Consider the following 26,402-nt stretch of genomic DNA (forward strand, 5'->3'; position numbering starts at 1 on the left):
ATCAAATCCAGGCTTGAATATGGTGCTCGAAGCTTACGAGCTCCTCAGGCCGGAAGAAGTTGGCGATTTCCCGCGTCGCGCTCTCCGGGGAATCGGATCCATGAATCAGATTCAAGTTGGTATGTACCGAAAAATCCGATCGGATCGTGCCAGGCGCCGCATCGATTGCATTTGTTTTGCCAATCATGGCACGGGTCAGCGCAACAACATTATCGCCGCTCCATACCATGGCGAATACTGGACCGGAAGTAATAAATTCGAGAAGCGGTTCGTAAAACGGCTTGCCATGATGCTCCGCATAATGTATTTCCGCCAACTCGCGGGAAACGAGCATGAATTTGGCAGCGGTAAGCTGCAGTCCCTTTCTCTCAAAGCGCCCGACGATTTCACCGATCAAGCCGCGCTGCACGCCATCGGGTTTTATCATGAGAAACGTTTGTTCCATCTGCTACCATTCCTTTCTCCATCAAGCTCGTTTAATTGGTCGTTCAAAAAGTTCGCTTTTGATCACGAAGTATGCCATGAAGCCTACTCGACATCGAATATTGAACGCAAGCGAAACTTCCGGTGCTCACGTAGCTCCACTACGCTCCGCTCCTCAGTTTCTACTTTCATCCAATCTTCTCGGTGCTGAAAACCGAACTTTCTGAACTCGGTTGTTCGAAATTGGTCGTTCGCTTTAATAATTGCGTTTCCCGACAAAATGCGCAATGTCGATTAAGTTCTTTTTCGCCGTAATGTTCGGCAATCCTTCTAAAGCTTGCAAAGACTTTGCAATATATCGATTCGCCATGGCGTCGGCAAGATCGCCGCCTTTGCTACCGCGGATAAGCTCGATGGCTCGTCTGGCATCCCCTCTGCCCTCTCGCGAGCGGATCGAGGCGATCTCGCCAAGCAACGGCTCGCGAATGCGTTCGTCGCGCAACGCCAGTATAACGGGCAGCGTAATGTTGCCCTGTCTCATATCAGAGCCCGGCGGCTTGCCGATCTGCTTCTCTGTGCCGTATAGGTCAAGCAGATCATCGCGAATCTGAAACGCCATCCCGACGTTGTAACCGAACCGGTAAAGCGCATTCGAGACTTGCCGCTCGGCTCCTGCCGCAATTGCCCCCAGCTCGCAGCTAATCGCAATTAGCAAGGCCGTCTTCCGCCTGATACGGAGCAGGTAATTGCGAATGGATTGATCCGTGTTGAAGAAGTCGCGGATCTGCTCCATCTCGCCGATACACATCTCGACAAGCGCTTTGGACAGTACCTGGTGAATAATAGGGTTCGGCAGCCTCGTCGCAATGGAGAGCGCCTTGCCGTGTATGTAGTCACCGGTATACATCGCAATACGGTTATCCCACTTCGCCTTGACCGTGGGCTGCCCTCTGCGCGTCTCCGCATCATCGATGACATCGTCATGGACTAAAGATGCCATATGGATCAGCTCAAGCGGCACGGCGATTTGTTTCATGACATCCAGCTTGTACTCGCCGAATTTGCCGGACAGCAATACGAATACGGGACGAATCCTTTTGCCGCCGGCTTTGAGCAGATGGGTCGAAGATTCCGACAGAAGGGCGTGGTCATCCGATACGCTGCGCTCCAGCTCCTGCTCGATCTGATTCAGATCGCCTTTCATCTTTGCATACAATTCTAATAGTTTCATTCATTCACCTTTTGGGGGATTTGATCTTCTAGAAAAGTTAAGCTGACTTCTCCCGGCAACAGACCAAGTTCAGTCGCGTATCGGAAGTACAACTGAAGCCCTCTCTGTAGCCTCTCGTCGAAATCGTAGCGCAATGCCTGGAAGTAGATACGCCAGTAGGACTCGTCCCCTCCTAGCTGCGCGCATGCCTTCTCAACCAAATGCCCGGGATTGGCCACATTCGCCTCTCTGGTCCGAAGCATCGCGCGGTATAACGCATACACCTCTTCGCCGGCGGCTTCTATCGCTTGCCGTCTCGCGGCAACAACCGCATAGGTCATGCCAAGACCTGTCCACTCATTCCACAATTGTCCGAGATCCAACACCTGCATGCCCTGACAGTTGCGAGAAGCGCGAATGGCTGGATCTCCAATCAGAAGCGCCGCATCGGCCGTCTCCAGCATGGTGTCCAAATCCGGCTCTGCAGGCAAGTATTCGGGTTCGCAGCCGTATCTCATCGTCATAATGATGTGAAGCAAGTTAACGGATGTCGCCGAGGTCGTCGTAACGGCTATGCTTGTCGGCCGCTTCTCTTCGATCGGCTGCTTCAGGAACAGCAGGATGGAATGGACGCGGCCTACCGAGCCGACGGACAGCCCGGGCAATAATATATAGTCTTGGGCGTTCGCTCCATATGAATACGATGATATGGCGGATACATCCAGCTCGCCTTGTTGCAGCATATGGTTTAGAGCGGCAGGGACTCTCGAGACCAGCTCGTAAGACAAGTCTCTGCTCTGCTCGGCCAACCCGTCGAACAAAGGCCATGCATTCGCGTAATCAATCCTCCCGACGGCGATCCGGCGTCCCAGTGTCATGGTGTTCATCTCCCCATCTTCTGTACAAATCATGATCGATGTCTATGTTGTCCAGTACCTTGCCGACGAGGAAATCAATCATCTCTTCCATCGATTGCGGCTTGTAATAAAAGGCCGGCATCGCCGGCACGATCGTAACGCCCAGCCGTGCCAACGTTAACATGTTCTCCAAATGGATCGCATGCAGAGGCGTCTCCCGCGGCACAAGCAGCAGCTTGCGTCCTTCCTTAAGCATCACGTCTGCCGCGCGTGTCATAAGATCGTCCGAGATGCCATGCGCTATGGAGGACAGCGTTCCCATGGAGCATGGCATGATCAGCATGCCCTCCACCCAGAACGATCCGCTGGCGATCGCCGCGCCGATGTCGGCGTTGGGATAAAACACGAGCCGACCCTGGCTCAGCCACTCGCCGAACCGACGTTCCAATGCGGCAGTTCGCTTGCTGGCTTCCCAGCCCAACTCTTCCTTGAGCACCCGCCAGCCCGCTTCCGTAATGACCAGATGAACCTCGTACTCATTTGCCAGAAGCTCTTCGATTAAGCGAATGCCGTAGATGGCGCCGCTGGCGCCGGTAATGCCAACTACCCAGCGTCGTCGCCGCATGGCATCTTTGCTTGAACTTTTGCCCTTCTCCATTAGCCGAACACCACCAAATCGATAAAGGCAAATGCGAACAGCACAACGCTTAGCGTGCCGTTCATGCCAAAGAATGCTGTCTGTACGCGGGACAAGTCATGCGGTTGAACCATGTAATGCTGGTAAAATAACAGCGTTACGGACAAGAGCGCGCCAAACAGATAGAGCCAGCTGAGCTGCGTGCTGACGAACAGCAGGATAAAGCCGATCGCAGTAACGACGTGGAGACCGCGGGCAATCCATAACGCGCCGGCAATGCCGAAGCGAGCCGGAATGGATTGTATCCCCTCTCCCCTATCGTATTCGAAATCTTGCGTCGCATAGATAATATCGAACCCGGCGATCCACAGCGCCACGGTGCCGTACAAGAGCCACGCCGATGCCGAGAATTCCCCCGTAACGGCTACCCAGCCCCCCAGCGGGGACAATGCGATGGTCAAGCCCAGCACAATATGGCACAGCCAAGTAAAACGTTTGGTATAAGAATAGATAACAAGGAAAAAGACGGCGATTGGCATCAGCTTCATCGCGATGGGCTCCAGATTGTAAGCCGCGATAAACAACAAAGCGAACGAGACGATAATGAACGCCACGACCTCAACCGACTTCAGCAGACCCGCCGGAATCGCGCGGTTGCTCGTGCGAGGATTTTTTTTGTCGATGGCGGCGTCGATGACCCGGTTCAGGCTCATCGCGGCGCTTCTTGCTCCGAACATAGCAAGCGTTACCCAGCCGATCTCGCTCCAGGACGGGAGGTGGCCGTTCATGGCGACTGATCCCAAAATAGCCCCAAGGAACGCGAAGGGCAACGCAAACACCGTATGCTCGAATTTAATCATTTCCAAAATTATGCGCAGTTTGCGAATCATGACCCCTAATCAGTTCCCTTCGTTCCGATATGCAGCGCGGCAACTCCGCCGAAGAACAAATCAACCTTTGTCCTCTTCAATCCGGCTTGCTCATAAAGCGCAGTCAAGCCCTTGGAATCCGGGAATTGCTTAAGAGATTGGGGAAGCCACTGATATTCTTTGTGTTTGCCGGCCAACAGCTTGCCGAAAAGCGGCATGATTTTCTCGAAATAAAGATAATAAATGCCTTTAAACGGCTGCCAAGTCGGCTTCGACATCTCCAGACAGACGACCAGACCGCCCGGTTTGACGACGCGACGCATCTCCTTGAGCACCTGTAAATAATCGGGCACATTCCGAAGGCCGAAGCCAATAGTCGCATAGTCGAAGGAATTGTCGGGGAACGGGAGTTCCATCGCGTTGCCCTTGACAAGCTTGATCGTATCCTGCAATTGAAGTTTTTTGATCTTCTCGGCGCCGACATCCAGCATATTTTGGCTAAAATCAAGACCTACGATGTTGCCATGGCCGCTTGCGCCCGCCAGATCAATCGTCCAATCGCATGTACCGCAGCAAATATCAATCGCGCTTTGTCCGCGCTGCACGTTCATCTTCTTCATGGTGAACCTGCGCCAGGCTTTATGCCGGCGAAAGCTGATTACATCGTTCATGAAATCGTATTTCGGTGCGATCGTCTCGAACAAGGCGTGAACGTGACTTTTAGAAGAATTCGTATCCACGTGATCACCTCATCTCGTTAAGTGCCGGCATGTAACCGCCAGTGTTATTCGTAAGTCCGTTAACGATTGCCGTCAACTCTCGTATCAGCTTGTCCGACTCCAGCCTGCCGATCGCTGTTTTCAGAGCGATCAGGCCGCTTCCCAGCTTCGCGGCAAGATGCTTGCGAACATCATATTTGTGTACAAGAGTAGCAATGTAATCCTGCTCATATACACCATCGGCAAGCCGATGACGTTCTTCCTCGTTGCCTACCTGGAGAAGATGCCAATACGCCCAGCTTCTGTCGAAGCGGTTGGCGTCTTCGCTGCGCTCCAGCTCTTCGATCGCTACCTCGCAGCGCGAGATGCCGCTCAGCAACTCCGGCCATACTCGCGACAGAGAACCTTCCAGCATGCTGGCGAAGTGGCCGAACAGCTCGCTTTTGAGCTGCACGGCGTAGCCAAAATAATCGTCGGCGCCCAGCCTCATGCCGCGCATGCGGGCATATAAATTGACCTTCAAACGATTGACCTCGCAGACGGCATCGCTCAGCTTTGTAATCATCCCGATCTGACCTGCCTTCGCCAGAAGCTGATAGAACCTCGCGCTGAAGTAATCGCCCGCCAGTACCTTCAGCTGCCTGGAGCGCATCTCTTTCTCCGTTTTCCTGCGCGTGTCCGTATCGATCAGGTCATGCGTGTCCATCCCCATCTGAACTAAGGATACGACCGTCGTGTATAGCTCGCTATGCTCGCGGCTGTCATTCTCTTCGTTCAGAACGGCATAAAGAAGCCGCAGCCGAGGCTCGGCGGGCGGCGGCAGATCCGTATGTGTTTGTATCATATCATAATTGATGTAGCTTGATGTTAGTTCAGAAATACGGTATTTCGCCATAGATCGAAGCCTCCGGACAAGTGTAGCAGAATTGCCGCTCAATAATCTCACGCTATTATAGCACAACTTGCACCAAAGATCACATTATGCGCACATAGCGTTCATCAATTTGCAACATCCTCCGGCTCGCCTGCTTCGGCAGGTGTTGGCAGCGCATCGGCCGAAAAACCGCTGACGGGTCCGAAGCGCGTCTCCCATGCTCGCGTAAAGCTAAGTCTGAGCCGCTGACGCCATACTTCGTCGTGCACGGGATCGGCATACGCCATGGATTGCAGCTCGTCTTCCAGCCAAGCATCGCTCCTGCGCAAGTCAATTGCCGCCAGCAATGTCTTGCGCTCTTCCCCGCGTTCGGAAATCCTGACGAGGAGCCGTTCAATATTGGTTACTTCTCTGAACGCAAGCCCGGTCAGCTTCCCGATATCCGAAAACAGAAATTGCGGACGGCTCTTCCCGGGAGACACAATCAGCTCCAGCGTCAGTACGTTCCCGTTCCATTCCGCATGTCCCAGCTTCTCCCGCAAGGGCACATCAGCCAAAATATCGACCAAATTTACATTCGTCAGTCTGTTGTTTTGTTCTGGGCGCATAACCGCCACTTCGCCTTTGGCGCGAGCTCCTTCTTCGAACCAGCCTATTACAACGGTCATCGCTAGCGTAATAAGCAGTGTCGCAAGGGCTGCCGTCAGCCATCCGTTCAACCTCTGCATCTTCATCCACCTTCCGGAGAGGATCTTCCTGTTCTACCCAGTCTGCACATGCAGGAAAGAGACCATACGCATATGCTTCTCCTCTCCATTGTACGAGCATGAAGGATGTAATATTCGACTCTGCGCGACGATCTCTGTTTCATAGACAAAAAAAAGAACCGAGGCACTGTAGGCGCTGCGATTCTTCCAGTCTAACGTATTATGCTGCGGCGAGTCATCGCCGCCTTAGGAATCGGTTTCGACCGTGCCGTATTTGGTCATTACGGTCGCCTTTCCCCGGATCTTGATTGCCGAGGTATGATCGGTAAATTGGCAGATTAGCACTTCGTTGCGATCCAGCTTCTCCGTGTGGTGAAACTTCGTATCCTGGCCACGCGTCAGTCCGATGACCTGCACGCCTTGGTCCTTCGCCTTCACAACTATGTATTCCCCAACTGTCGGTTGCTCCATGATGATCTCCTCCGCCTTTCCCGTTATAGATGTAGTTCAAAAAGTCCGCTTTTGATCACGAAGTATGCCAGGAAGCTTACTCGACATCGAATATTGAATTCAGGCGAAACTTCCGGTGCTCACGTAGCTTCCACTACGCTCCGCTCCTCAGTTTCTACCTTCATCCAATCTTCTCGGTGCTGAAAACCGAACTTTTTGAACATGTACTTTTCAAATAAAAAAACGCTCAAACGATCCCGTTCGAGCGTTCCGTATTGCTGAAACATTAATTGGATACAAGATCCTTGAGCGATTTGCCCGGTTTGAAAGCCGGCATTTTGCTGGCGGCAATATCGATCTCTTCGCCCGTTTGCGGGTTGCGGCCTTTACGGGCCTGGCGTTCGCGAACCTCAAAGTTACCGAAGCCGACGAGTTGCACCTTGTCACCGCTTTGGAGAGCATCGGAAATCGCTTCGAACACGGCGTCAACCGCTTTCGTCGCATCCTTTTTGGACAGGTCGGACAATTCTGCTACTTTAGCGATCAAATCTGTTTTATTCATCTCTTCACCTCCTTAGGTATATAAAAACTTCTTATCCCTCTTATTCACCGAAAACTTCAAATATATACCTTTTGACCGAACAAACCTATAGTAATACAGCGGAAACACAATTTCAAGTGGGTAAACCCGTTTAAAGCCTATTCCGAGACAATTCTCATCTTCCTCATCCAAAAAAGACGAAAATCATGGTTTTTTATGCAAAAGAGAGCCCTCTTTCAAGCTTAAACAGCTTGAGAGAGAGCTCTGCTTACGTTCCCGTCGCGTGATTACAGGATGATGGCGATCAAGCCGCCCGAGCCTTCGTTAATAATGCGGCCCAGCGTTTCCTGCAGCTTGTATCGGGCATTATCCGGCATAAGGGCGATTTTGCCCTGAATGCCTTCTCTGACGATGGAGTGCAGCGAACGGCCGAAAATATCGGACTCCCATATTTTGATCGGATCGTTTTCGAAGTCTTGCATCAAGTAGCGGACAAGCTCTTCGCTCTGCTTCTCCGTACCGATGATCGGCGCGAACTCGGACTCTACGTCGACGCGGATCATATGGATCGAAGGCGCAGTCGCTTTGAGTCTCACCCCGAATCTCGACCCTTGGCGAATGAGCTCCGGCTCGTCGAGCGCCATCTCCGCCAGCGACGGCGCTGCGATGCCGTACCCCGTCGTTTTGACCATCTCCAGCGCTTCCGCAAAGCGGTCGTATTCCCGTTTCGCATGCGAGAAGTCCTGCATAAGCTGCAGCAGGTGATCCTTGCCGCGAATTTCGACGCCGACAACCTCCATGAGAATGCGGTCGTACAACTCATCCGGAGCATACAAATCGATCTCCGCGACCCCTTGGCCCATGTTCATGCCGCTGAGGCCGGCTCGCGCGATAAAGTCGTAATCCATGAACTGCGCGACAACGCGCTCCACGTCCCTCAGCCTGCGAATATCCTTTACCGTGTCCCTTACGGAATTCTCGTAGTTGCTGCGAAGCCAGTGATTGTCGTTGAGCACCATGACCCAGCTTGGCAGATTGACGTTGACTTCATGCACGGGGAACTCGTAGAGCACCTCGCGCAGGACGGCCATGCCTTCCTCTTCGCCCATCGTGGCCACGCTTAAAGCCATAACGGGAATGTCGTATTTGGCTTGCAGCTCGCTTCGAAGCTGCTGCGTCTCATCCGACTTTGGTCTTGTAGAGTTAATAATCAGCACGAAAGGCTTGCCGACCTCTTTTAACTCCTCAATAACGCGCTCCTCGGCGACGACGTAAGAGTTTCTCGGAATTTCCGCGATGGAACCGTCCGTTGTAACAACGACACCCAGCGTGGAATGCTCCTGAATGACCTTCCGCGTGCCGATCTCGGCAGCTTCCTGGAACGGGATCGGCTCCTCGAACCAAGGTGTTGTAATCATGCGAGGACCGTTCTCGTCCTCATATCCTTTTGCGCCTTCCACAGCATAGCCGACGCAATCGACAAGCCTGACGTTTACGTCGAGCCCTTCCGCGACCTTGAGCTGCACGGCCTGATTCGGCACGAATTTTGGCTCTGTCGTCATGATCGTTTTGCCCGCGGCGCTTTGCGGCAGTTCGTCGACGGCCCGAATACGGTCCGATTCGTTCACGATGTTGGGAAGCACGACCGTCTCCATGAACCGCTTAATGAAGGTTGATTTGCCCGTCCGGACCGCGCCTACCACACCGAGGTAAATATCCCCGCCGGTACGTTCGGCTATGTCCTTGAAAATGTCTACTTTCTCCACTGAATATCCCCTCCCAATTGATTTTCCGGTTCGCCGCCTTCCACCGGACAAGAGGGCAGGCCAGCGACGCAACTCGTACATGCTTTCGGACTATTAACATCTTATGTTGGGACTGTCCAATTATGCCGTTTTCCTTCTACGAAATCTTTTTTCCCGTTGTTGCCTGCGCCAGCTTCCCTTCCAAATGCGAGAACATCCTATCCAAGATTGAAATATATGAACCATGTAAGAAAACTATGACGGAAGGCAGCGGCGGCATGCAAAAAAAATTCCCTTGCAGGCATAAGCCCGCAAGGGAATGGATGTAAAGCGGTTAAGGCTGAATAGCGACAGGCTCGCCTTCAACAAGCTTGTAAGCCGGCGATTTGACGGGAACATAATCCGAAGAATCCACAAGCAGCGTTCTCAAATCTATGTTTTCTTCGTAGGAAGCTTCGCCGTTCTTCTCCAAAAGCTGCATAATATCAATGCCGTAATCCGTAAATACGGTGCCGTCTTCATCCACGATCGCCCTCTGGGTTGTACCGGAGTACACGCTCGTAATGATCGGCTCTTTTTGCTTCAGCTTGCCGTAATCGATCTCATAGAACCCGGGATAGATAGAATCGCCCTTAGGCACGGCGGTATTCTCTTTTATGTACGCATTCACCCAGTTCTGAATGTCGTTGATTCGCTGCGACGTGACGATATCCATCAGCTTTACGCGCGGTTCCGTCTCTTCATCGAGAATCAGAAAATAATAATGTCCTCCGCCTTCGAACGAAGCGGCGGGAACGTCGCTTATGTATCCTTTTGCTTGCAGCTTGCCGAAGTCGATCAAATATTTTTCGTAGACGGGTACCGACTGGGAGCTGTTCTTGATAGGAAGCAGTTGCAGCTCGTCATAATACTGATCAATGGCACCCTGCACGTTGCGAATGGCTTCTTTGGGCGCCACCTTCCCCTTCAAGCGCTCCTTGGGATACATACATCCGCTAAGAGACAGAGCGACAAGCACGGTCGCCAAACAAACGAACGCCGCGCGGATCCAAAGTTTGCCGCGCATCGCTTGCGCGGCTTTTGTTGCCGTATCCATCGTTAAATGCTCCTCCTTGCTACCATAGCTCATCTTCTGATTCCTTCTGTCTGGCCAATTGCCTTGCTACAGCAGCTTTAAGCGGATCAAGCGGCAGATCGACCTCCACTCGGCCTGTTACCCTAGTCTGGCAGGAAAGACGAATTCCTTTTTCGTCCAGCCCGGCCAGCTTGCGCCGCTCAACGTCGCCGATAGGCTGCAGCTCGCTGCCGGGTCGGACGGTTACCTTGCACATAAAACATGCAGCCTTGCCGCCGCAACGGGTCGCGATAGCTATGCCGGCGCGCTTGGAAGCATCCAGCACGCTTGTTCCTCGCCTTACACGAACGGACTTGCCGCTGGGCCAGAAGACGACTTCAGCATCCATTGCTCTTCACCTGCTTCCGATTGACCTAACCAGCCATGTACCTCGCCGATCGCGAGCGGACTAAACGTGTTTCTGTCCTCGATCGCGGCCAATGCCCCCTGATGCCGGGTTGGGTTAGCGGCATAGGCTTCGGTAATCATCCTGACACGATCCGGCCGTCCTCTCAACGCGTTGAACCATAGCTCATGCGCAAGCGGAACGACTACGGCGGCAGGGAGACCTTCCTCCACCATAACGGGAAAACCATTCGGTATCAGCACTTGCCGCACTTCCGTCCAATAAGAGCATTGGAAGGCCGAGACACGAAATCCGCTGACCAATTCCACGCGTACGCCTTCCAGTTCATAATGACTGAGTGTGGATCGATAGATCGCCGTTTCGCTGTATGCCGCTTCGTCGACCGCGAACGGCCGCAACCGTTCATGGAGCTCCCGGCTGTCTTCTTCGTCGCAATACAGATCGAGGTCACGCGGTTTGGCGGGCAGCGACAGGCCTCTGAGCAACAGCCCCGCACTGCCCCCAACGACCCACTTTTCGTTTCCCGCAAGCCTGATAATGGCAGCCAGCGCCTTCTTGATTTCTGCCTTTTCCGTCATAGCTGCACATCCTTCGAACTAGTCAATTCTGTATATCAGAAATACGTTTTGTTCATGGCCGCGATCCGGCCGGCTCCATCCTTTACAATGGCCTGGCAGCCCAAGCGGAATCCTTCCTCGAATTCCTCCGGCTCCAACCGGTCCCACTCCTCGTCGGTGACGTCTTCAAGATACTCCAATCCCTCCGTGACAAGGCAACGGCATCTTGCGCAAGTACCCCGCGTACAAGAAAAACTGAAGTCAACGCCGTGTTTCATCGCGTGATCCAGCAACGACAGCCCGGATTCCGCTTCCACTTCTTTCGTTATCGTTCTACCCTTAAGTTCAATCATTACGTTACGCGTCCTTTCTCCCGCCAGCTCTTCATTCCTTATGTACTTGCTTTAAGTACAAGTTCAAAAAGTTCGGTTTTCAGCACCGAGAAGATGGGACGAAAGTAGAAACTGAGGAGCGGAGCGTAGTGGAAGCTACGTGAGCACCGGAAGTTTCGCTTGCGTTCCATATTCGATGTCGAGTATGCTTCTTGGCCTACTTCGTGATCAAAAGCGGACTTTTTGAACAACCATTTTTAGATAATAGAGAAGAAACCATAAATAAAACCGAATACGAGCAATATAAAGGCGACAATCGACAGAACAAGCTTTACGACGCCTTTGGTCTTTACCCGGGCAAACGTAATCACGAACGCTGCCAGCGCCATCAAGCCGATGCCGATAAACGACACCCACATCTTTGTCATTGCATCCATTGTATGACCATTCTCCTAATCTGCTTCGATATCATCCTCATCCATTATAACACCCGTCATAAGTCGGCGCACATGTTACCCTGTCCGCAATTCTGACAAAAATGAGACAAAAAGCCATGGCAAGGCCCCTGTGACCCGAGAGACCGTCTCTCGCAGGAGCTTCCATGGCTTTGACCCACACTACTTTTTGAGCATCATCTTGACTAAAGATTCCATGCTCGACGGATTCATTCCGCTCGCTTTAACGGCTTTCACGATATCGTTCACGGTCGATTCCGGCACTTTGATTTTTGCCATGTCGGCGACTTGCTTTACCAGTTTGCGCAGCTCCGCTTCATTTTGGAGCGTGTTTGCATCTACGCCGCTTGCCAGCTTTTTGACCGCATTTTCCGAGATGTTTTTGCCCGTTTTTTTGTTGATGGCGCCGAGCACATCTTTGGGAATTCCTTTGGACAATGACTTCACCCTCCTCATGTGTTGCGCTCATGACATCATATGAGAGGGGATAACAAGTGGTGTAGGCGGCAAGCTACACAAGCGGTTCGATCTCGTGCGTCTTTAGCCGTCCCATCAGCTCGCCGACGGCGTCCTCAGGCGATTTGCCCTGGAATAACACCGCGTAAAGCTGAGTCGAAATAGGCATCTCCACATGATATTGCTTGGACAATTCGTATGCAGCCCGTGTCGTGCGAACGCCTTCGACAACCATGCCCATTCTCTGCAGCACATCCTCGAGCGGCGAACCATCGGCAAGCATGGAGCCTGCGCGCCAATTACGACTATGCGTGCTTGTACAGGTTACGACCAGGTCGCCAACGCCTGCCAAGCCGGCGAATGTCAGCGGATTGGCCCCCATTGCAGCGCCCAGTCTTCCAATCTCCGCAAGGCCGCGCGTCAGAAGGGCGGCTTTTGCATTGTCCCCGAACCGGAGTCCGTCCGACAGTCCAGCTCCCAGAGCAATAATGTTTTTGATTGCTCCGGCGACCTCCACTCCCACAACGTCTGAGTTCGTATAGACGCGGAATGCATTGTTCATGAACGCATCTTGAGCCCGCTCTGCCTTATCCGACTCTTCTGAAGCGACTACGACGGTTGTCGGCTGCTTTCGAATGACTTCTTCGGCGTGGCTCGGACCGGACAAGACGACGATCGACGACTGCGGACGTCCCAGTTCCTCCGCCAGCACGGAAGACATCCTCTTTAGCGTATCGGTCTCGAAACCTTTTGTCGCATGAACAATTAGCGTGTCCTTGCCTAAATAAGGAGACGCTTGCCCAGCCACCTGGCGCATCGCGCCGGAAGGAGCCACAAACAATGCAAGCTCCGCGCCCGCAAGCGCCGTTTCCATGTCGGTTGTTGCCGTAAGACCGACAGGCAGCTCCGCATCAGACAAATATTTGGCGTTTCGTCTAGTAGCATTAATTTCTTTAGCCTGCTCCTCGTTTCGAGTCCACAAGCTGACCTTATATCCATTGGAAGCAAGCACAGACGCAAGCGCCGTACCCCAGCTTCCCGCAACCAGTACAGCGGCTTTTCGCACTCCTGATGAGCTCTCGTTGATCGTCATGTCCTTCAAGCCTCCTTCTTAGCACCAAGCTTGTTCTCCGTCCCTTGCGCCAGCTTTACGATATTGGTACGATGACGCAGGAAGGAGAATGCGCAAATCGCCAACGCTCCTGCAAGCAGAGGCCAGGAAAAGTCCAGCCAAATAATGAACAGCGGCGTCAGAGCCGCAAAAATAAGCGAGCCAAGCGACACGTAGCGGGTAATCGCTATGATGGCGATGGCCACGATGCCGGCATACAGCGCAGGGAAAAACGCCAGCGTCGCGATGACGCCGACTGCCGTCGCAATCCCTTTGCCTCCTTTAAAGCGGAACCAGATCGGCCAGTTGTGGCCGATAATGGCCGCAAGGCCGCATAGAACGGGCGTCCAGGCTCCATCGCTAAGCGCGTACCCGATGGCGATTGCCGCAATGCCTTTGGCAATGTCGAGCAAGAAGACAAGAATGCCAGGACCTTTGCCCAGCACGCGAAGCGTATTGGTCGCGCCGGCATTGCCGCTGCCATGCTGCCGGATGTCGATTCCCTTGACCAACCTGGCGATAACGATGCTAAATGATACCGAACCTAACAAATAGCTAAGTACAACCGCGATAATATCAAACACCGATTCCATTCTCCCCTAGTCTTCGTCGGATTTGCGACGCGTGTAGATACGCACCGGCGTTCCTTCGAAATCGAATGCTGCGCGAATCTTGTTTTCCAGATAACGCTCGTACGAAAAGTGCATAAGCTCAGGATCGTTAACGAAACAGACGATCGTCGGAGGTTTCGTCGATACTTGCGTCACGTAATTAATACGCAAACGCTTGCCCTTATCCGATGGCGGAGGATTAATAGCCACCGCGTCGGAAACAACATCGTTAAGCAAATGCGTCTGAATACGAAGAGCATGCTGCTCCGACACATGATTAACGACCGGCAAAAGCTTATGTAAACGCTGTTTCGTCAGTGCGGACAGAAAGACGACCGGCGCATAAGTCATAAACAGGAAGTGGTCGCGAATGCTTTGCGTGAAATGCTGCATCGTCTTGTCGCTTTTATCAACGATATCCCACTTGTTTACGACAAATACCGAGGCTTTGCCTGCCTCATGGGCATAACCGGCAATATGCTTGTCCTGCTCGATAATGCCTTCTTCTCCATTGATAAGCACGAGCACCACATCTGCTCGCTCAATAGCCTTCATCGCGCGCATTACGCTGTACTTCTCCGTGGATTCGTACACCTTGCCGCGCTTGCGCATGCCTGCCGTATCGATCAGCACGTAACGCTGGCCATCATGCTCAAACGGCGTATCGATGGCGTCGCGGGTCGTACCCGCCACGTTGCTTACGATAACGCGGTCTTCCCCGAGAAGCGCATTTACTAGCGAGGACTTGCCGACGTTAGGACGTCCGATCAACGCCACTCGTATTACATCCTCATCGTAGCCGTCGTCTTCCAGCTCGGGGAGCAGGTCTGTTGCCGCATCCAGCAGATCGCCGATCCCGATGCCATGCGAACCGGAGATCGCAATCGGTTGACCGAAGCCCAGACCATAAAATTCGTAAACGTCATCCATCCGATTTTCGTTGTCCACCTTGTTAACGGCAACAACGACGGGCTTGCGCGAACGGAACAGCATCTGCGAGACCTCTTCGTCGGAATGCGTAAGTCCGGTCTTGGCATCCACCATGAAAATAATAACGTCCGCTTCCTCGATAGCCAGCTCGGCCTGCATGCGGACGGACTTCATAATTTCGTCTTCGCCATCTATCTCGATGCCGCCGGTGTCCACAATGCTGAACGGCTTGCCGTTCCATTCTCCCGTGCCGTACAGACGGTCGCGGGTTACTCCCGGCTTGTCCTCAACAATTGCCAGCCGATCGCCGATGACTCTGTTGAATATGGTCGACTTCCCCACATTCGGTCGTCCGACGATGGCAATAACGGGTCTAGCCATAGTAGGTTTTCAACTCCTTAAAAGTTTGCGAAGCAAACTTACTTCGTAAGCATCGTTTCACAAGTCAAAATTCTCACGTTACTCATCATAGCAAAAAAGTACGCTCTTGGCTAACATTTCATATTACCGATGGTTCACCAGGATGATGGAGCCGTTTTTTAAATCATGTGCGCTCGCATCCAAAATTTTTTCAAGCAAAAAGGACGTTGCCTGCAGTTCCGTCTCATCCCGTGCAATAAAGATCGGCGCTCCGCCCGCCACGGCATCGCTTCTGACCGATACTACGGCTATAATCTCAGCTATGGGAATCACCCTCCAACTGGTTGACTTGCGCTTCCGTCGGCATGCGTACTGCCGATTCCATAATTGGCACTCGTTTAATGATCTCGACACCTTTGCCCCGCTCTCGATCTTGCGGGATGAGGAATACCGCCAGTCTGCCGTCCTTCATATCCAGCTTCGCCATGGGAATGAGGGCCGGCTCACCGTCATCCCGGTAGACGCCTAGTATTGTCGCCAGATCATACAGAATGGCTTGTCTTTGGCCGAGATTGGTCAACGTGACCTTGGCGTTGGGATTACGTGGTGTCAGCACAAAACCGATCCCCCGCTCCGCGATAATCTGCTGATTTTCCTTCAAGCCTACATTCATGATGTAGATATCGTCCACAAAGAGATCCGGACCATCCATTTTAACCGAAGCGATCTTGACCCCTGCTATATGATCTATCGAGCGGCCCGACTTCAGTTTCATAACAATGATAAGCGACAGGACTCCGGCTCCTAATCCATACCAGAAACTAAGCAGGATCGCGAACAAGCTGGTGACGAGAGCCGACATAATGACCAAATAATTGCGTCCTTCAAAAACCATGGCTATTCCTTCTATATAAGTAGAACCTCTGCTGACCAGCTCCATACTATCGATCTTCGTTAACGTCTCACGCTCCATCTTGCGTACATCCCGAAATTGCTGTGCAGCAAGCGTCAGGAAAGTGATGGCCGTATAATCCTTGTTAAACAATGCCGGGACAGCAACCGCTCCAAGCGCCGCAGCGATTACCCCTAAGGAGATATGGATAATTCTGCCGTGAGGGTAAGTGGGATATTGCCGATAATCCGTCTTCAGCATAAGTAATCTGGCGATAATGCCGAATGCGATACCCAACAGCACACCCGTTAAATGGCGATTCTGTTCCATATAGTAAAGCATGCCTTTACTCTCCTCCTTTACCCGGCCTGCTCATCGTCCGGACCATAATGGCTGCCGATCGCTTAACGCCATAAACAGCAAGCGAGCATCCAAAGGCTGCGGACGCGGCAATGCTCAATGAATCCCACCATTGGATAGAACCAACAGCCGCCTTATAAACTCCGTGATCCAGCCAAGCGCATATGATTTCGCCCAGAACGCTTCCCCATAACAATGCTCCGCATTGATATCGGATATTGAGTGTGAACAATGGGCACAACAAGCCGCAAAATAGCGAAGCATTCCAGGCCGGCTCCAGCCAGTACAATACGGGATCATGCGTGTACAGGCTTCGAATGCTACCCCAAATAATCGACAACATGAGGGCGCACAACATCAAATAACTTCTCTGTCCTTTATTGGCGTTATTCGCCAGCGCTAGCAGACTCCCTGCTAACAAAACAGCGATGATGACATGAATACGCACCGTAGGCAATGACTCCGGAAATGGGGACCACCAGTACCCCGTATAAGCGGCAATCGCAACCGCTATCCCCAGCACAATAACGCCTAACGTTCCTAGTCTAGGCGCCAAGTAAGGCTTCCACCCTGTCGCAAATAAAATAACGATGATTACGCTTAACCAGATGGTAACATAACCGGGAATCATAAGTTCTCACCTCTTATATTCCCTATTATGACCTAAAGCAAAGAGGCTATTCCCGTTTGCAACGGGAATAGCCTCTTCTAGTGGTAAGTCATTGAACTGAAATGACGCCGCAATTTTTACTTAAGTTTGCTGAGTTTGTCGCCGAAGCGCTCGCCCAGGGAGTAGCTCATGCTGGAGCTATTAAGGCTGACGTTAGGATTGTTGATCTCTTCCATCTTAGGAGCACGAGGTGCGCGCGGTCCGCGATCACGATCTTGTCTTGGAGCTGCTTCTGATTGTTCAGGAGCCTCTTCCGTTTCTTTGATGCTCAGGGATACGCGCTTCTCGGCAGGATTGAAGTCAAGAACCTTCGCCTTCACTTCTTGGCCTTCCTTAAGAACCTCGAATGGTGTCGCAACATGGCGGTGAGCGATCTGGGAAATATGAACCAGACCTTCTACGCCCGGAGCAATCTCAACGAATGCGCCGAATGTCACGATACGGCGAACCGTACCCGTTACAATATCGCCAATGTTGAATTGGCCTGCAGCGGAATCCCAAGGACCTGGTTGAGCCGCTTTGATGCTGAGGCTGATTTTGCCTGCGGACGGATCTACTTTAAGGACTTTGACTCGTACCGATTGTCCTTCGGATACAACATCCTTAGGATGAGCGACATGCTGCCATGACAGCTCGGATACGTGAACAAGACCGTCAATGCCGCCGATATCTACAAATGCGCCGAACGGAGTCAGGCGTTGAACCGTACCCTCAAGCTCTTGGCCCACTTCAAGGTTGTTCATGATTTGCAGTTTGTTTTGTTCGAATTCCGCGTCCAATACTTCCTTCTGGGACAAAATCACTTTTTTGTTTTCAAGATCCAGTTCCTTCACTTTAACGCGAAGCGTACGACCTTTGTAGTCGCTGAAGTCTTCGACGAAGTGACGCTCAACCATGGATGCAGGAATGAATCCGCGAACGCCAACGTCCGCAACAAGTCCGCCTTTAACCACGTCGGCAACTGTTACTTCGAAGATCTCGCCGCTCTCGAAACGTGCTTGGATCTCTTCCCAGCCCTTAGCGGAATCCACAAGTTTCTTGGACAACACAAGGCTTTCTTTGTTGTCGTCGATGCTTACGACTTTCAGTTCAACTTCTTGACCGACTTGAACCGCATCGCCTGCGTTCTCAAGCTGTACGGAAGAAAGTTCGCGAAGCGGAATAACACCGTCATATTTATATCCAAGGCTTACGTAAGCTTGGTTATCTTCGATTTTGACGATTGTACCCTTGACGGAGTCGCCTTTCTTCAAAGAAACGAAATTATCCATTGCGTCCTGGCTCACTTCCTCCGCAACGGTTTCTTGCACATTGATCTCTTCTGACATTGAAATAACCTCCTCAGTTCTAACCCCAACTTTATTTAAACCCGGCGCCGATCTCTCAGGCAACCGGCATTTAAAACATCTTAACGATTCTGTGCTGCGAGCTGGCCGATGCGTTCCATGACAGCATCCGTTACCTGCTCGAGCATATCCGGAGATGATTCGTGAATGATAGCTGTAAGATCAAGCGGCTCTCCGTAACAAACCCTTGTCTTGCGAAATAATCGATAGCCGCCAACGATTGCAACCGGAACGATGGTCGCCCCGCTTCGAACTGCAATCATTGCCGCGCCTTTTTTTGCCGCGCCAGGCGTCTTGCGCGATCCCTCCGGAAATATCCCGAGGACGTTGCCTTCCTTAAGCAAGGTAATGGCCGACTTGATTGCATCCTTGCTGACGCCTCCGCGTTTTACCGGGAAAGCGCCGAATGCACGGATTAAGGGTCCGAACACAGGCACCTTAAACAATTCTTCCTTCGCCATGAAGTTAACCTTGCGCGGCACCAATACGCCGATTGTAGGCGGATCCAGATTGCTGATATGATTGGATGCGAGAATGACGGGGCCATCCTTCGGGATATGATGCAATCCCCTGGCTTCCAATCGGAACAACAGCCGATACAGCACTCGGAGCAAAAAGCGGAATAAGAGGTATAACATAGTTTACTTCGCCTCCGCCAATTTGGTTCTGCTCAATCGTACGATGGTTGCAACAACTTCGTCGATCGTCATTCCGCTGCTGTCCAGCTCGATAGCATCGGAGGCTTGGATCAATGGGGCAATCTCGCGGCTGGCATCCAGCCTGTCCCGCTCCGCGATCTCGGCTTCCAGTTGCTCTAACGGTACAACATCAACGCCGCTCAATTCCCTGTGCCTGCGGCTCGCACGTTCCCTTACCGATGCGGTAAGGAAAATTTTCAGCTCGGCATTAGGCAATACATGAGATCCGATATCCCGGCCATCCATGACGACTCCCTTGCGTTCCGCAAGTTCCCGCTGCATGCGGCCCAGCACTTCCCTGACGATTCCGCTGGCTGCGAAATGCGAAACCTGCCTCGTCACATCCATGGAACGAATCTTATCCGTCACTTCTTCGTCGTCTACAAAAACGGATTGCCCGCTCTCGCCGGGTTCCAGCCGAATTCGGATGTCTTTCATCAGCTTGCCCAGCTGCTCTTGCTCGTTCGCCGCAATCGCCAAGCGCTGCGCGCTGTACGTTACGGCCCGGTACATCGCGCCGGTATCGATGTACACATACCCTAATTGCCCGGCGACCAACCTGGCAACCGTGCTCTTGCCCGCGCCTGCCGGCCCGTCAATCGCAATATTAATGCGGTCGCTGTCGCCATCTTGCTGCGCCACTTGCGGTCTACCTCCTTTGAAACAGGACGGCCTCTCCTCTCCGAGTCCGGCCAAGGCCGGCGTTCAAAGAAAAAGCAGGCATTGCCTGCGAACGTGAAAATTATACCACACTATGCCTCGATATGCAAAAGAGAAGCGCTAGTTCAGGCGGGTTCCTTCCCACCGATCAGCGCTTGACAGGACGAGTCTAATGTAGTCGTTTTGGATGGCCAGCTGAGCCAAAAGTAGGGCGACAAGCAAGATTACGATGACTTTAATCAGCCTCCGGCTGACTACGTCGAGCCAGTTGACGAGCCGCTTCGGGGTTACGGCGTTAACCTGTTTTTTTAGTGTCATGGGAACATCTCCAACTTTATGTGTTAAGGATATGTTCCCACGTAGTCACTCTATTATTCATCGATTCCGATATTCCAGCTGCTTCTCGAAGCAGAAACGGATAATTTTTTGACGTTCGGAGTCGCTGATGCTGAGATACTTGATCATGACCTGCTTACGGCCGGATTCCAGCACGTTGACCCTGATGACCTCCGCTGTAAAGGAGACATGTTCAATCATGCCATTTTTGTACGGCACAAGCAGCCAGCACTCCAGTACGTTCTCGCTTTGCAATCCCCGCTTTCCGTCGCATACAAAGGAGATGCCCCCGCCGCCAACATCGTCCGTCCTGCATAGGAAACGTTCGTGACTGCCGACCTTGACCGCAAGTTCCAGCTCCGCGGGAACCCGAAGGAAGCTTCTGCGTTGCACCTTCGTCATTTTATCCGGATCGGGACGAAGAATTTTGACTAATCTCACTGCGCCGTCTTCCTTGAAACCGATGACATGCGAGTCAAAAAAATGTTTTACGCCCTCGGGCGACAGGAAATAAACCGACATCTCGTCCCCAAGGAATAATCTCTTCAACCGTCCCGACTTCTCATTAAGCGGATATTCGATCAGAAGCCCGCTCTCGTCCTCGTCGGCAATTCTAGAGCGGTATTCCTGTGCAGCCTCCGCCTCATCGGAAGAAGCGATCTGATAGTATAACATCCCGTTAACTTTTGGCAACAAATTGTTTCCCTCCCATATATCAGCCATTATAGCATGCCAATATAAGGGGAGCCATAACGAGATTTGCGCCGTTCGACTTACGATTTTGTCGTTTTTTCGTCTTCCATGGTCATTTGCTCAATCGTTTCCTCTATCCCGTTTAGAGCATTGATATAAATTTTGTACATGGAGCCGTTAATGGAGCCGGTGTACTCATAGCACAATACTTCCTCGCCCATCTCGTTCTCGATCAAAGCCAACTGCTCGCTTTTTACTTTCAAGTTGGGGTTGATCGCTTTTCGAGCTTCCTCTTTGGTCATAATGGGACTTGGAAGCTCGCGGGTATGATGCTCATATACATAATCGTTGGCTTGCAACCCCATCGTTTCTCCATTGTCGAGCGCTACTTTCACCGTCACCTTCTCGGGATAGATCAACACTCCGTTCTGAACGCCAACATACGTAAAGCTTCCGGAATTCCCATACATATCATAACTGACGGCCTTCATCCCTTTGAAGCCGAACTCATCGAGGAATTTGTCGGCGGAAGCTTTCGCTTGCTCGAAGTTGATCGCTTTGGCACCAAGCTCGCGGTTTTTCATCAGCCATAACAGTTGACCGCCCTTTTGCGTAAAATCCATCTGGACTTTTTTACCAGCATCATCGACATTCGCTACAGCAGAGAACGAAGCATACTCCGAGCCTTGCCCATTTTCGCTCACCTCGACTGAAGCCTCGTCAACCTTCATGAACTTTGCAGCTTTGCGCTTTACATCCTCGGGCTTAACGAACTCGCCGCCTAACATCTTGATGGTCCGTTTCTCGTACATGTGGCTTACGGAAGGCCCCCAGTTCAGCTCTGGATAAGCTCCGACCTTCTCGTTCATGGACCTGAGACCGTCGACGATTACGTTAGCGCCGCTTCCCTGATCGGCCGCAATGGCAACCTCGACGTCCATCCAACGCAAATTATTGGTCAGCACATCCGCCTGCATATGATCCAGATCTTTGGATATTTCATTCGATTTGTCATATAGCGCTTTGAGCGTTTTGAACTCCTCGTCCGTCAAAGGATTTTTGGTCAAGTCGCGAACTGCCGTCTTATAAGCGAAGTTCGAGATATGCGACAGAAAATCCTCTGCTTCCGTAAACGGAAGATAGGATAGCGGCAACTGGCTGATCTCATTCTGTGCCTGGCTCGTCAATCTCCAGGCGTTGATCAAGCCTTTCCGATGATACCCCATTGAAGTGGAGTTGACAGCCAGCGTATTGCCGAGCTGCTCATGGAGCTTGTCCATATGGAACGCGAGATTGTGGAACGCCCGCTGATATTGATTCTCCGCTTTGATTAGAATTGAATTTTTCTCCTGATGCTCCTGATACCCCCAATACACCGCGCCGATCAATAAAATCGTAACAAAGGGGAACATAATGGAACTAAGTCTTCGATACATGCAAAAAGCTCCTTTCGGGTAGCCAAACTTGTCCATAGTTTGGATTACCAAAAGAAGCTTTATGCAAGGTTGTTAAAAAAACCGCTTTTGATCACGAGGTAAACCACTGGAGCTTATTCGACGTCGAATATTGCATTCAGCCGAAACTTCCGTTCCTCACGTAGCTCTGCTACGCTCCGGTACTCATTATTCTAGCTTCATCCAATCTTCTCGGTGCTGAAAAGCGATTTTTTTAACTTTCATTTTAAGGATATTAAAAAAACGCTTTTGATCACGAAGTAGACTTCCGAAGCTTACTCGACGTTTCAAAACCCCGGATGTTCTTCGATGTCGAGATCGTCGGCGTTGTTGCAGATGCATTGCTTAAAACCCGTATCGATGAAATCCTTGTCCCGTCTTCCCCGCAATACGAATTTCTCGCCGCATACATTGCAGCGAATCGTCACTTTCACTCTTGCTTCCATGCCTGCTTCCTCCTGCTAACTTTTGAACTGCTTCATATTTAGCAACAGTATGGACAAGTCTGTCAGGATTTAACCTCTTCTTCTCTGGTGACAAGCCTGAACGGCGACTTCGCGTTGGCGGAATTCATCTTGTGCAGGCCCCATGCCCAGAGCCCGATCATAAACGGCACAATGACCCAAATCCAGTTCTGCTCCACGGACATGAGGATGAGATCATAAAACCCGTGAAGCAGGAATGGCAGCGCGAACGAGATGGAAAGAAATAATTTCGTCTTCTTGCGGGTTTCCGCAAATTTGGCTTTGCCCAAATAATAGCCCATCATGACGCCAAACAGAGCATGTCCCGACACCGGCAGCATGGCACGGGCCAGCAACGATCCGAATGATGACGGCGTATAGATCGCGTACAATACATTCTCCAGCGTGGCGAAACCAAGCGAGATGGATGCCGCGTACAGAATGCCATCGTATGGCTCGTCGAATTCGGTATGATTATAGATGACGTGGTACAGGATGAACCACTTCAGAAATTCCTCGACTGCTGCGGAATGGATAAATGAAGCAACAAACGTCCCGTTGCCCAGCCAAATTTCCAATCCACGCTGTACCACCATGATCGGCACAACGACCAGCACGCCGAGTACGAACATCCGTACGACAATATGAATCGGTTCCGCCTCGTATTTGTCCCTCAGGTACAAGTACGTTAGGAGAGAGATGCCCGGCGCGATCGCGGCAGCCAATATGGAGAATAACAGCATGACTTCCCTGCTTTCTTTACACCCACCCGCGGAAACGAACCGCTTCCGCCATCTTCCGGACGCCTGACATATAAGCAGCGAGCCGCATATCGACCTTGCGAGTCTGGTGGATTTCGTATACGTTCTCAAATCCGCGAATCATCATCAGCTTAAGCTTGTTGTCGATCTCGGATTCATCCCAATAATAACCTTGATTGTTCTGGACCCACTCGAAGTAGGAAACAATGACCCCGCCGGCGCTTGCCAACACGTCCGGAACAAGCAAAATGCCCCTTTCCGTTACAATCCGCGTAGCCTCCAGCGTCGTTGGGCCGTTGGCTGCTTCGACGATGATGGAGGCGCCGATTCGGGCTGCGTTCGCCTCCGTAATCTGATTCTCGATCGCTGCCGGTACGAGCACGTCGCATGGCAGCTCAAGCAGCTCCTCGTTCGAGATCGTCTTCGGGAACAGATTGGTGACATTGCCAAAGGAATCGCGCCGATCAAGCAGATGCGGAATATCCAGCCCTTCTTTATTATACAACGCTCCATTGACATCCGAAATACCAATTACTGCTGCGCCGCTCTCATGCAAGAATTTGGCAAGGTAGCTTCCCGCGTTGCCGAACCCTTGAATGACGATCCTGGCGCCTTCCAGCGGAATCCCCTTGAGACGCAATGCTTCGTGAATCATGATGACGACGCCCCGCGCTGTCGCAGTCTCCCTGCCTTTGGAACCTCCCAGCACGATAGGCTTGCCCGTAATAAAGCCAGGCGAATCGAATTCCCGAATCCGGCTGTATTCATCCAACATCCAGGCCATAATCTGAGAATTCGTCATGACATCGGGGGCTGGAATATCCTTGGTTGGTCCTACAATCTGGCTGACGGCTCGCACATAACCCCGGCTAAGCCGTTCCAATTCGCGGAATGACATTTTCCGAGGATCGCAAATGACTCCCCCTTTACCGCCGCCATACGGCAAGTCGGCAATTCCGCATTTGAGACTCATCCAAATGGACAGCGCCTTGACTTCCTTCTCCGTAACAGCCGGATGGAAGCGAACGCCTCCTTTAGTGGGACCAACGGCATCATTATGCTGAGAACGGTACCCGGTAAACACTTTCGTCGTCCCATCATCCATGCGTACGGGAATTCGTACAGTCAATAGTCGAATGGGCTCCTTCAGCAGTTCTATCATGTCATCGCCGTATCCGAGTCTGCGCAGAGCTTGCTCGATCACAACCTGAGTCGAATGCAATACATCGTTCATCATTATCCCATCCTGTTCTTCGGCCATAGTTTTCTTTAAGTATGAGCATGGCAAAGCAGCCCTATTCTGCATCGTATGCTGGAACCCGCATTGTCAAGACGAAAAAAGAACATCCCGCCGAAATCGGATACGGATGCTCTTCAGGTTTTGGAATATCATGCTGGATGATACGTACTCGGCAGGAATTATGAAAGGAAATGACTGCATATTTCGCGAATGGCATTTTCGGGCATAATCGTCTTGCCGTATTCCTCCAAAACCGCAAATGTAACGGAAGTCGCTTCTCCGTATTCCGCCAGCAAGGCAATAACGGCGTGGAAACGATTCTGCTCCAACTCTGCAGGATCGATGGCCAGAATGTACTTTCCCTTGTAGGCGTACAACACGCCGCCTTCGCTTAGGCCAGAAGATTGAAGCTGTGCCGCTGCCGCAATGACATCTTCGAAATCGCGGAATGCGTACATCACCACATCCGTCTGCTCCATGGTCACTTCCATATCGTATATGTCATCTTCCAACTCATCTTCCTCTTCTGCAGCACCGCGCTGTTCGTTCACTTTCCCGCGAGTAATGATGATTACCATTCCCTGTGCGGGCATGGCCAACACCTCAACCGCTAGTGGACCGCTGGCATCGAAGCCCAGCTCGGTATACGCCTGTTCCATCATCTCCAAGAAAAGCTCATGAAGCTTCGGAGGTTCCCGCCACATATCATCCTTATGGATCCCCCGTTCAAGCAAGTCGTCGAACGTCAAGAAAATCCGTATCTTGTCCTGACTAAGCCGTTCGATTTTCATGACAGGATCCTCCTCTGTAACGTCTGTCGTAATAGCTTATGAATCAATTTGTCAAGAGTGAATAAAATGGACTCATAAAGAGGTTGTTCATAATGCTATGCCTTTACTTTATCATGTCTGAGTGCCGTTTGCACTAATTATGGGCGAAAAAAAGAAGCCGATTCAGCATTAAGTTCCCTGCGGAACGGCTGTTTTCGGCTTCCCGGTTAATTTCACTAAAGTATTAATGTGCTACAGCCGACTTTTCCGCCTTGATCTTGTCTACTTCACGCTTGACCGATGGGTCGCTTTCAATAAACGATTCAATGCGTTCCCATGCGGCGGCGGAGGTTGCGGCGGTATCGGCGGAAGGCTTTGGGGCTGACTTCATCGCCTCGGAATTCATGCGCGCCCTTCCAGCCATCATGGAGAACGCTTTGCCGGCGGCGGCGGCGCACATATCCGCTACTGCGCCGGATGCCCGGGCTGCCATATCTGGCCTCTTGCGCGATACATACATCGTAGCTGCAGCGCCCACTATGCCGCCTAATAATAATCCGCTTAATTTCATAAGGACCGTTCACCTCTTTCGTGGTTCGTCGTTCAATTGTAGTGTGACCGCCAAGGATCGGGAACATTCGGTATAAATAAAGGAAATGCGTTCGGTCTCGAGCCGCTAATTATGTTACAATGTTGTCGAATCGACAGAAATAGACACAATCATACAATGGCA

At 51.8% G+C, this 26,402-nt stretch carries 34 protein-coding genes; all 34 read right to left on the reverse strand.

All coding sequences use genetic code 11. The annotated features are described in order from the left end of the window. Nucleotide 1 precedes the first annotated feature (1 nt). On the reverse strand, nucleotides 2-445 hold the full coding sequence (gene ndk, locus KJW29_RS11385) for a nucleoside-diphosphate kinase (protein ID WP_087566998.1): 444 nt from the start codon (nucleotides 443-445) through the stop codon (nucleotides 2-4). 234 nt (nucleotides 446-679) lie between these two features. Then, nucleotides 680-1,654: a polyprenyl synthetase family protein gene (locus KJW29_RS11390; RefSeq protein ID WP_087566999.1), complete on the reverse strand. Its 975-nt coding sequence runs from the start codon at nucleotides 1,652-1,654 to the stop codon at nucleotides 680-682. Further along, entirely contained in the window at nucleotides 1,651-2,511 is an 861-nt protein-coding gene (locus tag KJW29_RS11395; protein WP_214629881.1) for a menaquinone biosynthesis protein, read from the reverse strand. Before KJW29_RS11395 ends, KJW29_RS11390 begins: the two co-directional genes overlap by 4 nt. Then, on the reverse strand, nucleotides 2,474-3,148 hold the full coding sequence (locus tag KJW29_RS11400; RefSeq protein WP_246608690.1) for a UbiX family flavin prenyltransferase: 675 nt from the start codon (nucleotides 3,146-3,148) through the stop codon (nucleotides 2,474-2,476). The genes KJW29_RS11395 and KJW29_RS11400 overlap by 38 nt, the downstream gene beginning before the upstream one ends. Further along, nucleotides 3,148-4,017: a UbiA-like polyprenyltransferase gene (locus KJW29_RS11405; RefSeq protein ID WP_214629882.1), complete on the reverse strand. Its 870-nt coding sequence runs from the start codon at nucleotides 4,015-4,017 to the stop codon at nucleotides 3,148-3,150. Before KJW29_RS11405 ends, KJW29_RS11400 begins: the two co-directional genes overlap by 1 nt. A gap of 5 nt (nucleotides 4,018-4,022) precedes the next feature. Then, on the reverse strand, nucleotides 4,023-4,736 hold the full coding sequence (locus KJW29_RS11410; protein ID WP_187100623.1) for a demethylmenaquinone methyltransferase: 714 nt from the start codon (nucleotides 4,734-4,736) through the stop codon (nucleotides 4,023-4,025). Between the two features lie 4 nt (nucleotides 4,737-4,740). Then, on the reverse strand, nucleotides 4,741-5,610 hold the full coding sequence (locus KJW29_RS11415; RefSeq protein WP_214629883.1) for a heptaprenyl diphosphate synthase component 1: 870 nt from the start codon (nucleotides 5,608-5,610) through the stop codon (nucleotides 4,741-4,743). A 104-nt stretch (nucleotides 5,611-5,714) separates the two neighbouring features. Then, on the reverse strand, nucleotides 5,715-6,317 hold the full coding sequence (locus KJW29_RS11420; RefSeq protein ID WP_214629884.1) for a hypothetical protein: 603 nt from the start codon (nucleotides 6,315-6,317) through the stop codon (nucleotides 5,715-5,717). Nucleotides 6,318-6,542: 225 nt separating this feature from the next. After that, nucleotides 6,543-6,767, reverse strand: coding sequence for a trp RNA-binding attenuation protein MtrB (gene mtrB, locus KJW29_RS11425; RefSeq protein ID WP_087567005.1), 225 nt, complete (start codon nucleotides 6,765-6,767; stop codon nucleotides 6,543-6,545). Between the two features lie 265 nt (nucleotides 6,768-7,032). Beyond that, entirely contained in the window at nucleotides 7,033-7,308 is a 276-nt protein-coding gene (locus KJW29_RS11430) for an HU family DNA-binding protein (RefSeq protein ID WP_087567006.1), read from the reverse strand. A gap of 266 nt (nucleotides 7,309-7,574) precedes the next feature. Then, nucleotides 7,575-9,053: a stage IV sporulation protein A gene (spoIVA, locus tag KJW29_RS11435; protein WP_087567007.1), complete on the reverse strand. Its 1,479-nt coding sequence runs from the start codon at nucleotides 9,051-9,053 to the stop codon at nucleotides 7,575-7,577. Between the two features lie 313 nt (nucleotides 9,054-9,366). Then, a complete protein-coding gene (locus tag KJW29_RS11440; protein ID WP_214629885.1) occupies nucleotides 9,367-10,161 on the reverse strand; it encodes a hypothetical protein in 795 nt (264 codons plus the stop codon). Further along, nucleotides 10,148-10,495, reverse strand: coding sequence for a 2Fe-2S iron-sulfur cluster-binding protein (locus KJW29_RS11445; RefSeq protein ID WP_214629886.1), 348 nt, complete (start codon nucleotides 10,493-10,495; stop codon nucleotides 10,148-10,150). The genes KJW29_RS11440 and KJW29_RS11445 overlap by 14 nt, the downstream gene beginning before the upstream one ends. Beyond that, entirely contained in the window at nucleotides 10,447-11,091 is a 645-nt protein-coding gene (locus KJW29_RS11450; RefSeq protein ID WP_214629887.1) for a nucleotidyltransferase family protein, read from the reverse strand. The genes KJW29_RS11445 and KJW29_RS11450 overlap by 49 nt, the downstream gene beginning before the upstream one ends. A gap of 35 nt (nucleotides 11,092-11,126) precedes the next feature. Further along, nucleotides 11,127-11,423 carry a 2Fe-2S iron-sulfur cluster-binding protein gene (locus KJW29_RS11455; protein WP_087567011.1) on the reverse strand — a complete coding sequence of 99 codons (297 nt, stop codon included), beginning with the start codon at nucleotides 11,421-11,423 and terminating at the stop codon, nucleotides 11,127-11,129. Between the two features lie 236 nt (nucleotides 11,424-11,659). Further along, the gene (locus tag KJW29_RS11460; RefSeq protein ID WP_087567012.1) at nucleotides 11,660-11,839 is read right to left on the reverse strand and encodes a DUF2768 family protein; all 180 of its coding nucleotides are present in this window, start codon (nucleotides 11,837-11,839) and stop codon (nucleotides 11,660-11,662) included. 180 nt (nucleotides 11,840-12,019) lie between these two features. Beyond that, entirely contained in the window at nucleotides 12,020-12,295 is a 276-nt protein-coding gene (locus tag KJW29_RS11465; protein ID WP_087567013.1) for a stage VI sporulation protein F, read from the reverse strand. Between the two features lie 73 nt (nucleotides 12,296-12,368). Then, nucleotides 12,369-13,406 carry an NAD(P)H-dependent glycerol-3-phosphate dehydrogenase gene (locus KJW29_RS11470; protein WP_281426351.1) on the reverse strand — a complete coding sequence of 346 codons (1,038 nt, stop codon included), beginning with the start codon at nucleotides 13,404-13,406 and terminating at the stop codon, nucleotides 12,369-12,371. A gap of 5 nt (nucleotides 13,407-13,411) precedes the next feature. Then, on the reverse strand, nucleotides 13,412-14,008 hold the full coding sequence (gene plsY / locus KJW29_RS11475) for a glycerol-3-phosphate 1-O-acyltransferase PlsY (protein ID WP_246608691.1): 597 nt from the start codon (nucleotides 14,006-14,008) through the stop codon (nucleotides 13,412-13,414). A gap of 15 nt (nucleotides 14,009-14,023) precedes the next feature. Next, a complete protein-coding gene (gene der / locus KJW29_RS11480; protein ID WP_087567016.1) occupies nucleotides 14,024-15,346 on the reverse strand; it encodes a ribosome biogenesis GTPase Der in 1,323 nt (440 codons plus the stop codon). A gap of 123 nt (nucleotides 15,347-15,469) precedes the next feature. Beyond that, nucleotides 15,470-15,649, reverse strand: a complete 180-nt coding sequence (locus KJW29_RS11485) for a capping complex subunit for YIEGIA (RefSeq protein WP_087567293.1) — start codon at nucleotides 15,647-15,649, stop codon at nucleotides 15,470-15,472. Beyond that, nucleotides 15,642-16,559, reverse strand: coding sequence for a YIEGIA family protein (locus KJW29_RS11490; RefSeq protein ID WP_214629888.1), 918 nt, complete (start codon nucleotides 16,557-16,559; stop codon nucleotides 15,642-15,644). Before KJW29_RS11490 ends, KJW29_RS11485 begins: the two co-directional genes overlap by 8 nt. 4 nt (nucleotides 16,560-16,563) lie before the next feature. Beyond that, the gene (locus KJW29_RS11495; RefSeq protein ID WP_087567018.1) at nucleotides 16,564-17,208 is read right to left on the reverse strand and encodes a YphA family membrane protein; all 645 of its coding nucleotides are present in this window, start codon (nucleotides 17,206-17,208) and stop codon (nucleotides 16,564-16,566) included. Nucleotides 17,209-17,324: 116 nt separating this feature from the next. Then, the gene (gene rpsA, locus KJW29_RS11500) at nucleotides 17,325-18,575 is read right to left on the reverse strand and encodes a 30S ribosomal protein S1 (RefSeq protein ID WP_087567019.1); all 1,251 of its coding nucleotides are present in this window, start codon (nucleotides 18,573-18,575) and stop codon (nucleotides 17,325-17,327) included. An 80-nt stretch (nucleotides 18,576-18,655) separates the two neighbouring features. After that, nucleotides 18,656-19,231, reverse strand: coding sequence for a lysophospholipid acyltransferase family protein (locus KJW29_RS11505; protein WP_087567020.1), 576 nt, complete (start codon nucleotides 19,229-19,231; stop codon nucleotides 18,656-18,658). Between the two features lie 3 nt (nucleotides 19,232-19,234). Beyond that, nucleotides 19,235-19,933 carry a (d)CMP kinase gene (gene cmk, locus KJW29_RS11510; protein ID WP_087567021.1) on the reverse strand — a complete coding sequence of 233 codons (699 nt, stop codon included), beginning with the start codon at nucleotides 19,931-19,933 and terminating at the stop codon, nucleotides 19,235-19,237. Nucleotides 19,934-20,071: 138 nt separating this feature from the next. After that, nucleotides 20,072-20,269 carry a hypothetical protein gene (locus tag KJW29_RS11515; protein ID WP_108996189.1) on the reverse strand — a complete coding sequence of 66 codons (198 nt, stop codon included), beginning with the start codon at nucleotides 20,267-20,269 and terminating at the stop codon, nucleotides 20,072-20,074. Between the two features lie 57 nt (nucleotides 20,270-20,326). Then, nucleotides 20,327-20,983, reverse strand: coding sequence for a flagellar brake protein (locus KJW29_RS11520; RefSeq protein ID WP_087567023.1), 657 nt, complete (start codon nucleotides 20,981-20,983; stop codon nucleotides 20,327-20,329). A 77-nt stretch (nucleotides 20,984-21,060) separates the two neighbouring features. Continuing rightward, nucleotides 21,061-22,416, reverse strand: coding sequence for a germination protein YpeB (gene ypeB / locus KJW29_RS11525; RefSeq protein ID WP_214629889.1), 1,356 nt, complete (start codon nucleotides 22,414-22,416; stop codon nucleotides 21,061-21,063). A 305-nt stretch (nucleotides 22,417-22,721) separates the two neighbouring features. Then, nucleotides 22,722-22,880 (reverse strand): hypothetical protein, encoded by a 159-nt coding sequence (locus KJW29_RS11530; protein WP_179215430.1) that lies wholly within the window; start codon nucleotides 22,878-22,880, stop codon nucleotides 22,722-22,724. Between the two features lie 62 nt (nucleotides 22,881-22,942). Beyond that, nucleotides 22,943-23,641, reverse strand: a complete 699-nt coding sequence (prsW, locus tag KJW29_RS11535; protein ID WP_214629890.1) for a glutamic-type intramembrane protease PrsW — start codon at nucleotides 23,639-23,641, stop codon at nucleotides 22,943-22,945. 16 nt (nucleotides 23,642-23,657) lie between these two features. Next, entirely contained in the window at nucleotides 23,658-24,896 is a 1,239-nt protein-coding gene (locus KJW29_RS11540) for a Glu/Leu/Phe/Val family dehydrogenase (RefSeq protein WP_425517522.1), read from the reverse strand. Nucleotides 24,897-25,078: 182 nt separating this feature from the next. After that, a complete protein-coding gene (locus tag KJW29_RS11545; RefSeq protein ID WP_087567027.1) occupies nucleotides 25,079-25,690 on the reverse strand; it encodes a genetic competence negative regulator in 612 nt (203 codons plus the stop codon). Nucleotides 25,691-25,913: 223 nt separating this feature from the next. After that, nucleotides 25,914-26,240 (reverse strand): hypothetical protein, encoded by a 327-nt coding sequence (locus KJW29_RS11550; protein WP_108996192.1) that lies wholly within the window; start codon nucleotides 26,238-26,240, stop codon nucleotides 25,914-25,916. Nucleotides 26,241-26,402: the final 162 nt, after the last annotated feature.

The organism is Paenibacillus agaridevorans (genome assembly GCF_018604145.1).
Lineage (GTDB): Bacteria > Bacillota > Bacilli > Paenibacillales > Paenibacillaceae > Pristimantibacillus > Pristimantibacillus agaridevorans.

Bases quoted from the DNA above. Each gene is read 5' to 3' on its own strand.
- prsW (WP_214629890.1), bottom strand. From the start codon at position 23,641: ATGCTGTTATTCTCCATATTGGCTGCCGCGATCGCGCCGGGCATCTCT.
- KJW29_RS11390 (WP_087566999.1), bottom strand. From the start codon at position 1,654: ATGAAACTATTAGAATTGTATGCAAAGATGAAAGGCGATCTGAATCAG.
- KJW29_RS11420 (WP_214629884.1), bottom strand. From the start codon at position 6,317: ATGCAGAGGTTGAACGGATGGCTGACGGCAGCCCTTGCGACACTGCTT.
- KJW29_RS11415 (WP_214629883.1), bottom strand. From the start codon at position 5,610: ATGGCGAAATACCGTATTTCTGAACTAACATCAAGCTACATCAATTAT.
- KJW29_RS11430 (WP_087567006.1), bottom strand. From the start codon at position 7,308: ATGAATAAAACAGATTTGATCGCTAAAGTAGCAGAATTGTCCGACCTG.
- KJW29_RS11490 (WP_214629888.1), bottom strand. From the start codon at position 16,559: ATGCTTTACTATATGGAACAGAATCGCCATTTAACGGGTGTGCTGTTG.
- KJW29_RS11400 (WP_246608690.1), bottom strand. From the start codon at position 3,148: ATGGAGAAGGGCAAAAGTTCAAGCAAAGATGCCATGCGGCGACGACGC.
- KJW29_RS11395 (WP_214629881.1), bottom strand. From the start codon at position 2,511: ATGACACTGGGACGCCGGATCGCCGTCGGGAGGATTGATTACGCGAAT.
- KJW29_RS11455 (WP_087567011.1), bottom strand. From the start codon at position 11,423: ATGATTGAACTTAAGGGTAGAACGATAACGAAAGAAGTGGAAGCGGAA.
- rpsA (WP_087567019.1), bottom strand. From the start codon at position 18,575: ATGTCAGAAGAGATCAATGTGCAAGAAACCGTTGCGGAGGAAGTGAGC.
- KJW29_RS11545 (WP_087567027.1), bottom strand. From the start codon at position 25,690: ATGAAAATCGAACGGCTTAGTCAGGACAAGATACGGATTTTCTTGACG.
- KJW29_RS11440 (WP_214629885.1), bottom strand. From the start codon at position 10,161: ATGAGCTATGGTAGCAAGGAGGAGCATTTAACGATGGATACGGCAACA.
- KJW29_RS11405 (WP_214629882.1), bottom strand. From the start codon at position 4,017: ATGATTCGCAAACTGCGCATAATTTTGGAAATGATTAAATTCGAGCAT.
- ndk (WP_087566998.1), bottom strand. From the start codon at position 445: ATGGAACAAACGTTTCTCATGATAAAACCCGATGGCGTGCAGCGCGGC.
- KJW29_RS11540 (WP_425517522.1), bottom strand. From the start codon at position 24,896: ATGATGAACGATGTATTGCATTCGACTCAGGTTGTGATCGAGCAAGCT.
- der (WP_087567016.1), bottom strand. From the start codon at position 15,346: ATGGCTAGACCCGTTATTGCCATCGTCGGACGACCGAATGTGGGGAAG.
- mtrB (WP_087567005.1), bottom strand. From the start codon at position 6,767: ATGGAGCAACCGACAGTTGGGGAATACATAGTTGTGAAGGCGAAGGAC.
- KJW29_RS11515 (WP_108996189.1), bottom strand. From the start codon at position 20,269: ATGACACTAAAAAAACAGGTTAACGCCGTAACCCCGAAGCGGCTCGTC.
- KJW29_RS11550 (WP_108996192.1), bottom strand. From the start codon at position 26,240: ATGAAATTAAGCGGATTATTATTAGGCGGCATAGTGGGCGCTGCAGCT.
- KJW29_RS11470 (WP_281426351.1), bottom strand. From the start codon at position 13,406: ATGACGATCAACGAGAGCTCATCAGGAGTGCGAAAAGCCGCTGTACTG.
- KJW29_RS11460 (WP_087567012.1), bottom strand. From the start codon at position 11,839: ATGGATGCAATGACAAAGATGTGGGTGTCGTTTATCGGCATCGGCTTG.
- ypeB (WP_214629889.1), bottom strand. From the start codon at position 22,416: ATGTATCGAAGACTTAGTTCCATTATGTTCCCCTTTGTTACGATTTTA.
- KJW29_RS11505 (WP_087567020.1), bottom strand. From the start codon at position 19,231: ATGTTATACCTCTTATTCCGCTTTTTGCTCCGAGTGCTGTATCGGCTG.
- KJW29_RS11530 (WP_179215430.1), bottom strand. From the start codon at position 22,880: ATGGAAGCAAGAGTGAAAGTGACGATTCGCTGCAATGTATGCGGCGAG.
- KJW29_RS11495 (WP_087567018.1), bottom strand. From the start codon at position 17,208: ATGATTCCCGGTTATGTTACCATCTGGTTAAGCGTAATCATCGTTATT.
- KJW29_RS11450 (WP_214629887.1), bottom strand. From the start codon at position 11,091: ATGACGGAAAAGGCAGAAATCAAGAAGGCGCTGGCTGCCATTATCAGG.
- KJW29_RS11445 (WP_214629886.1), bottom strand. From the start codon at position 10,495: ATGGATGCTGAAGTCGTCTTCTGGCCCAGCGGCAAGTCCGTTCGTGTA.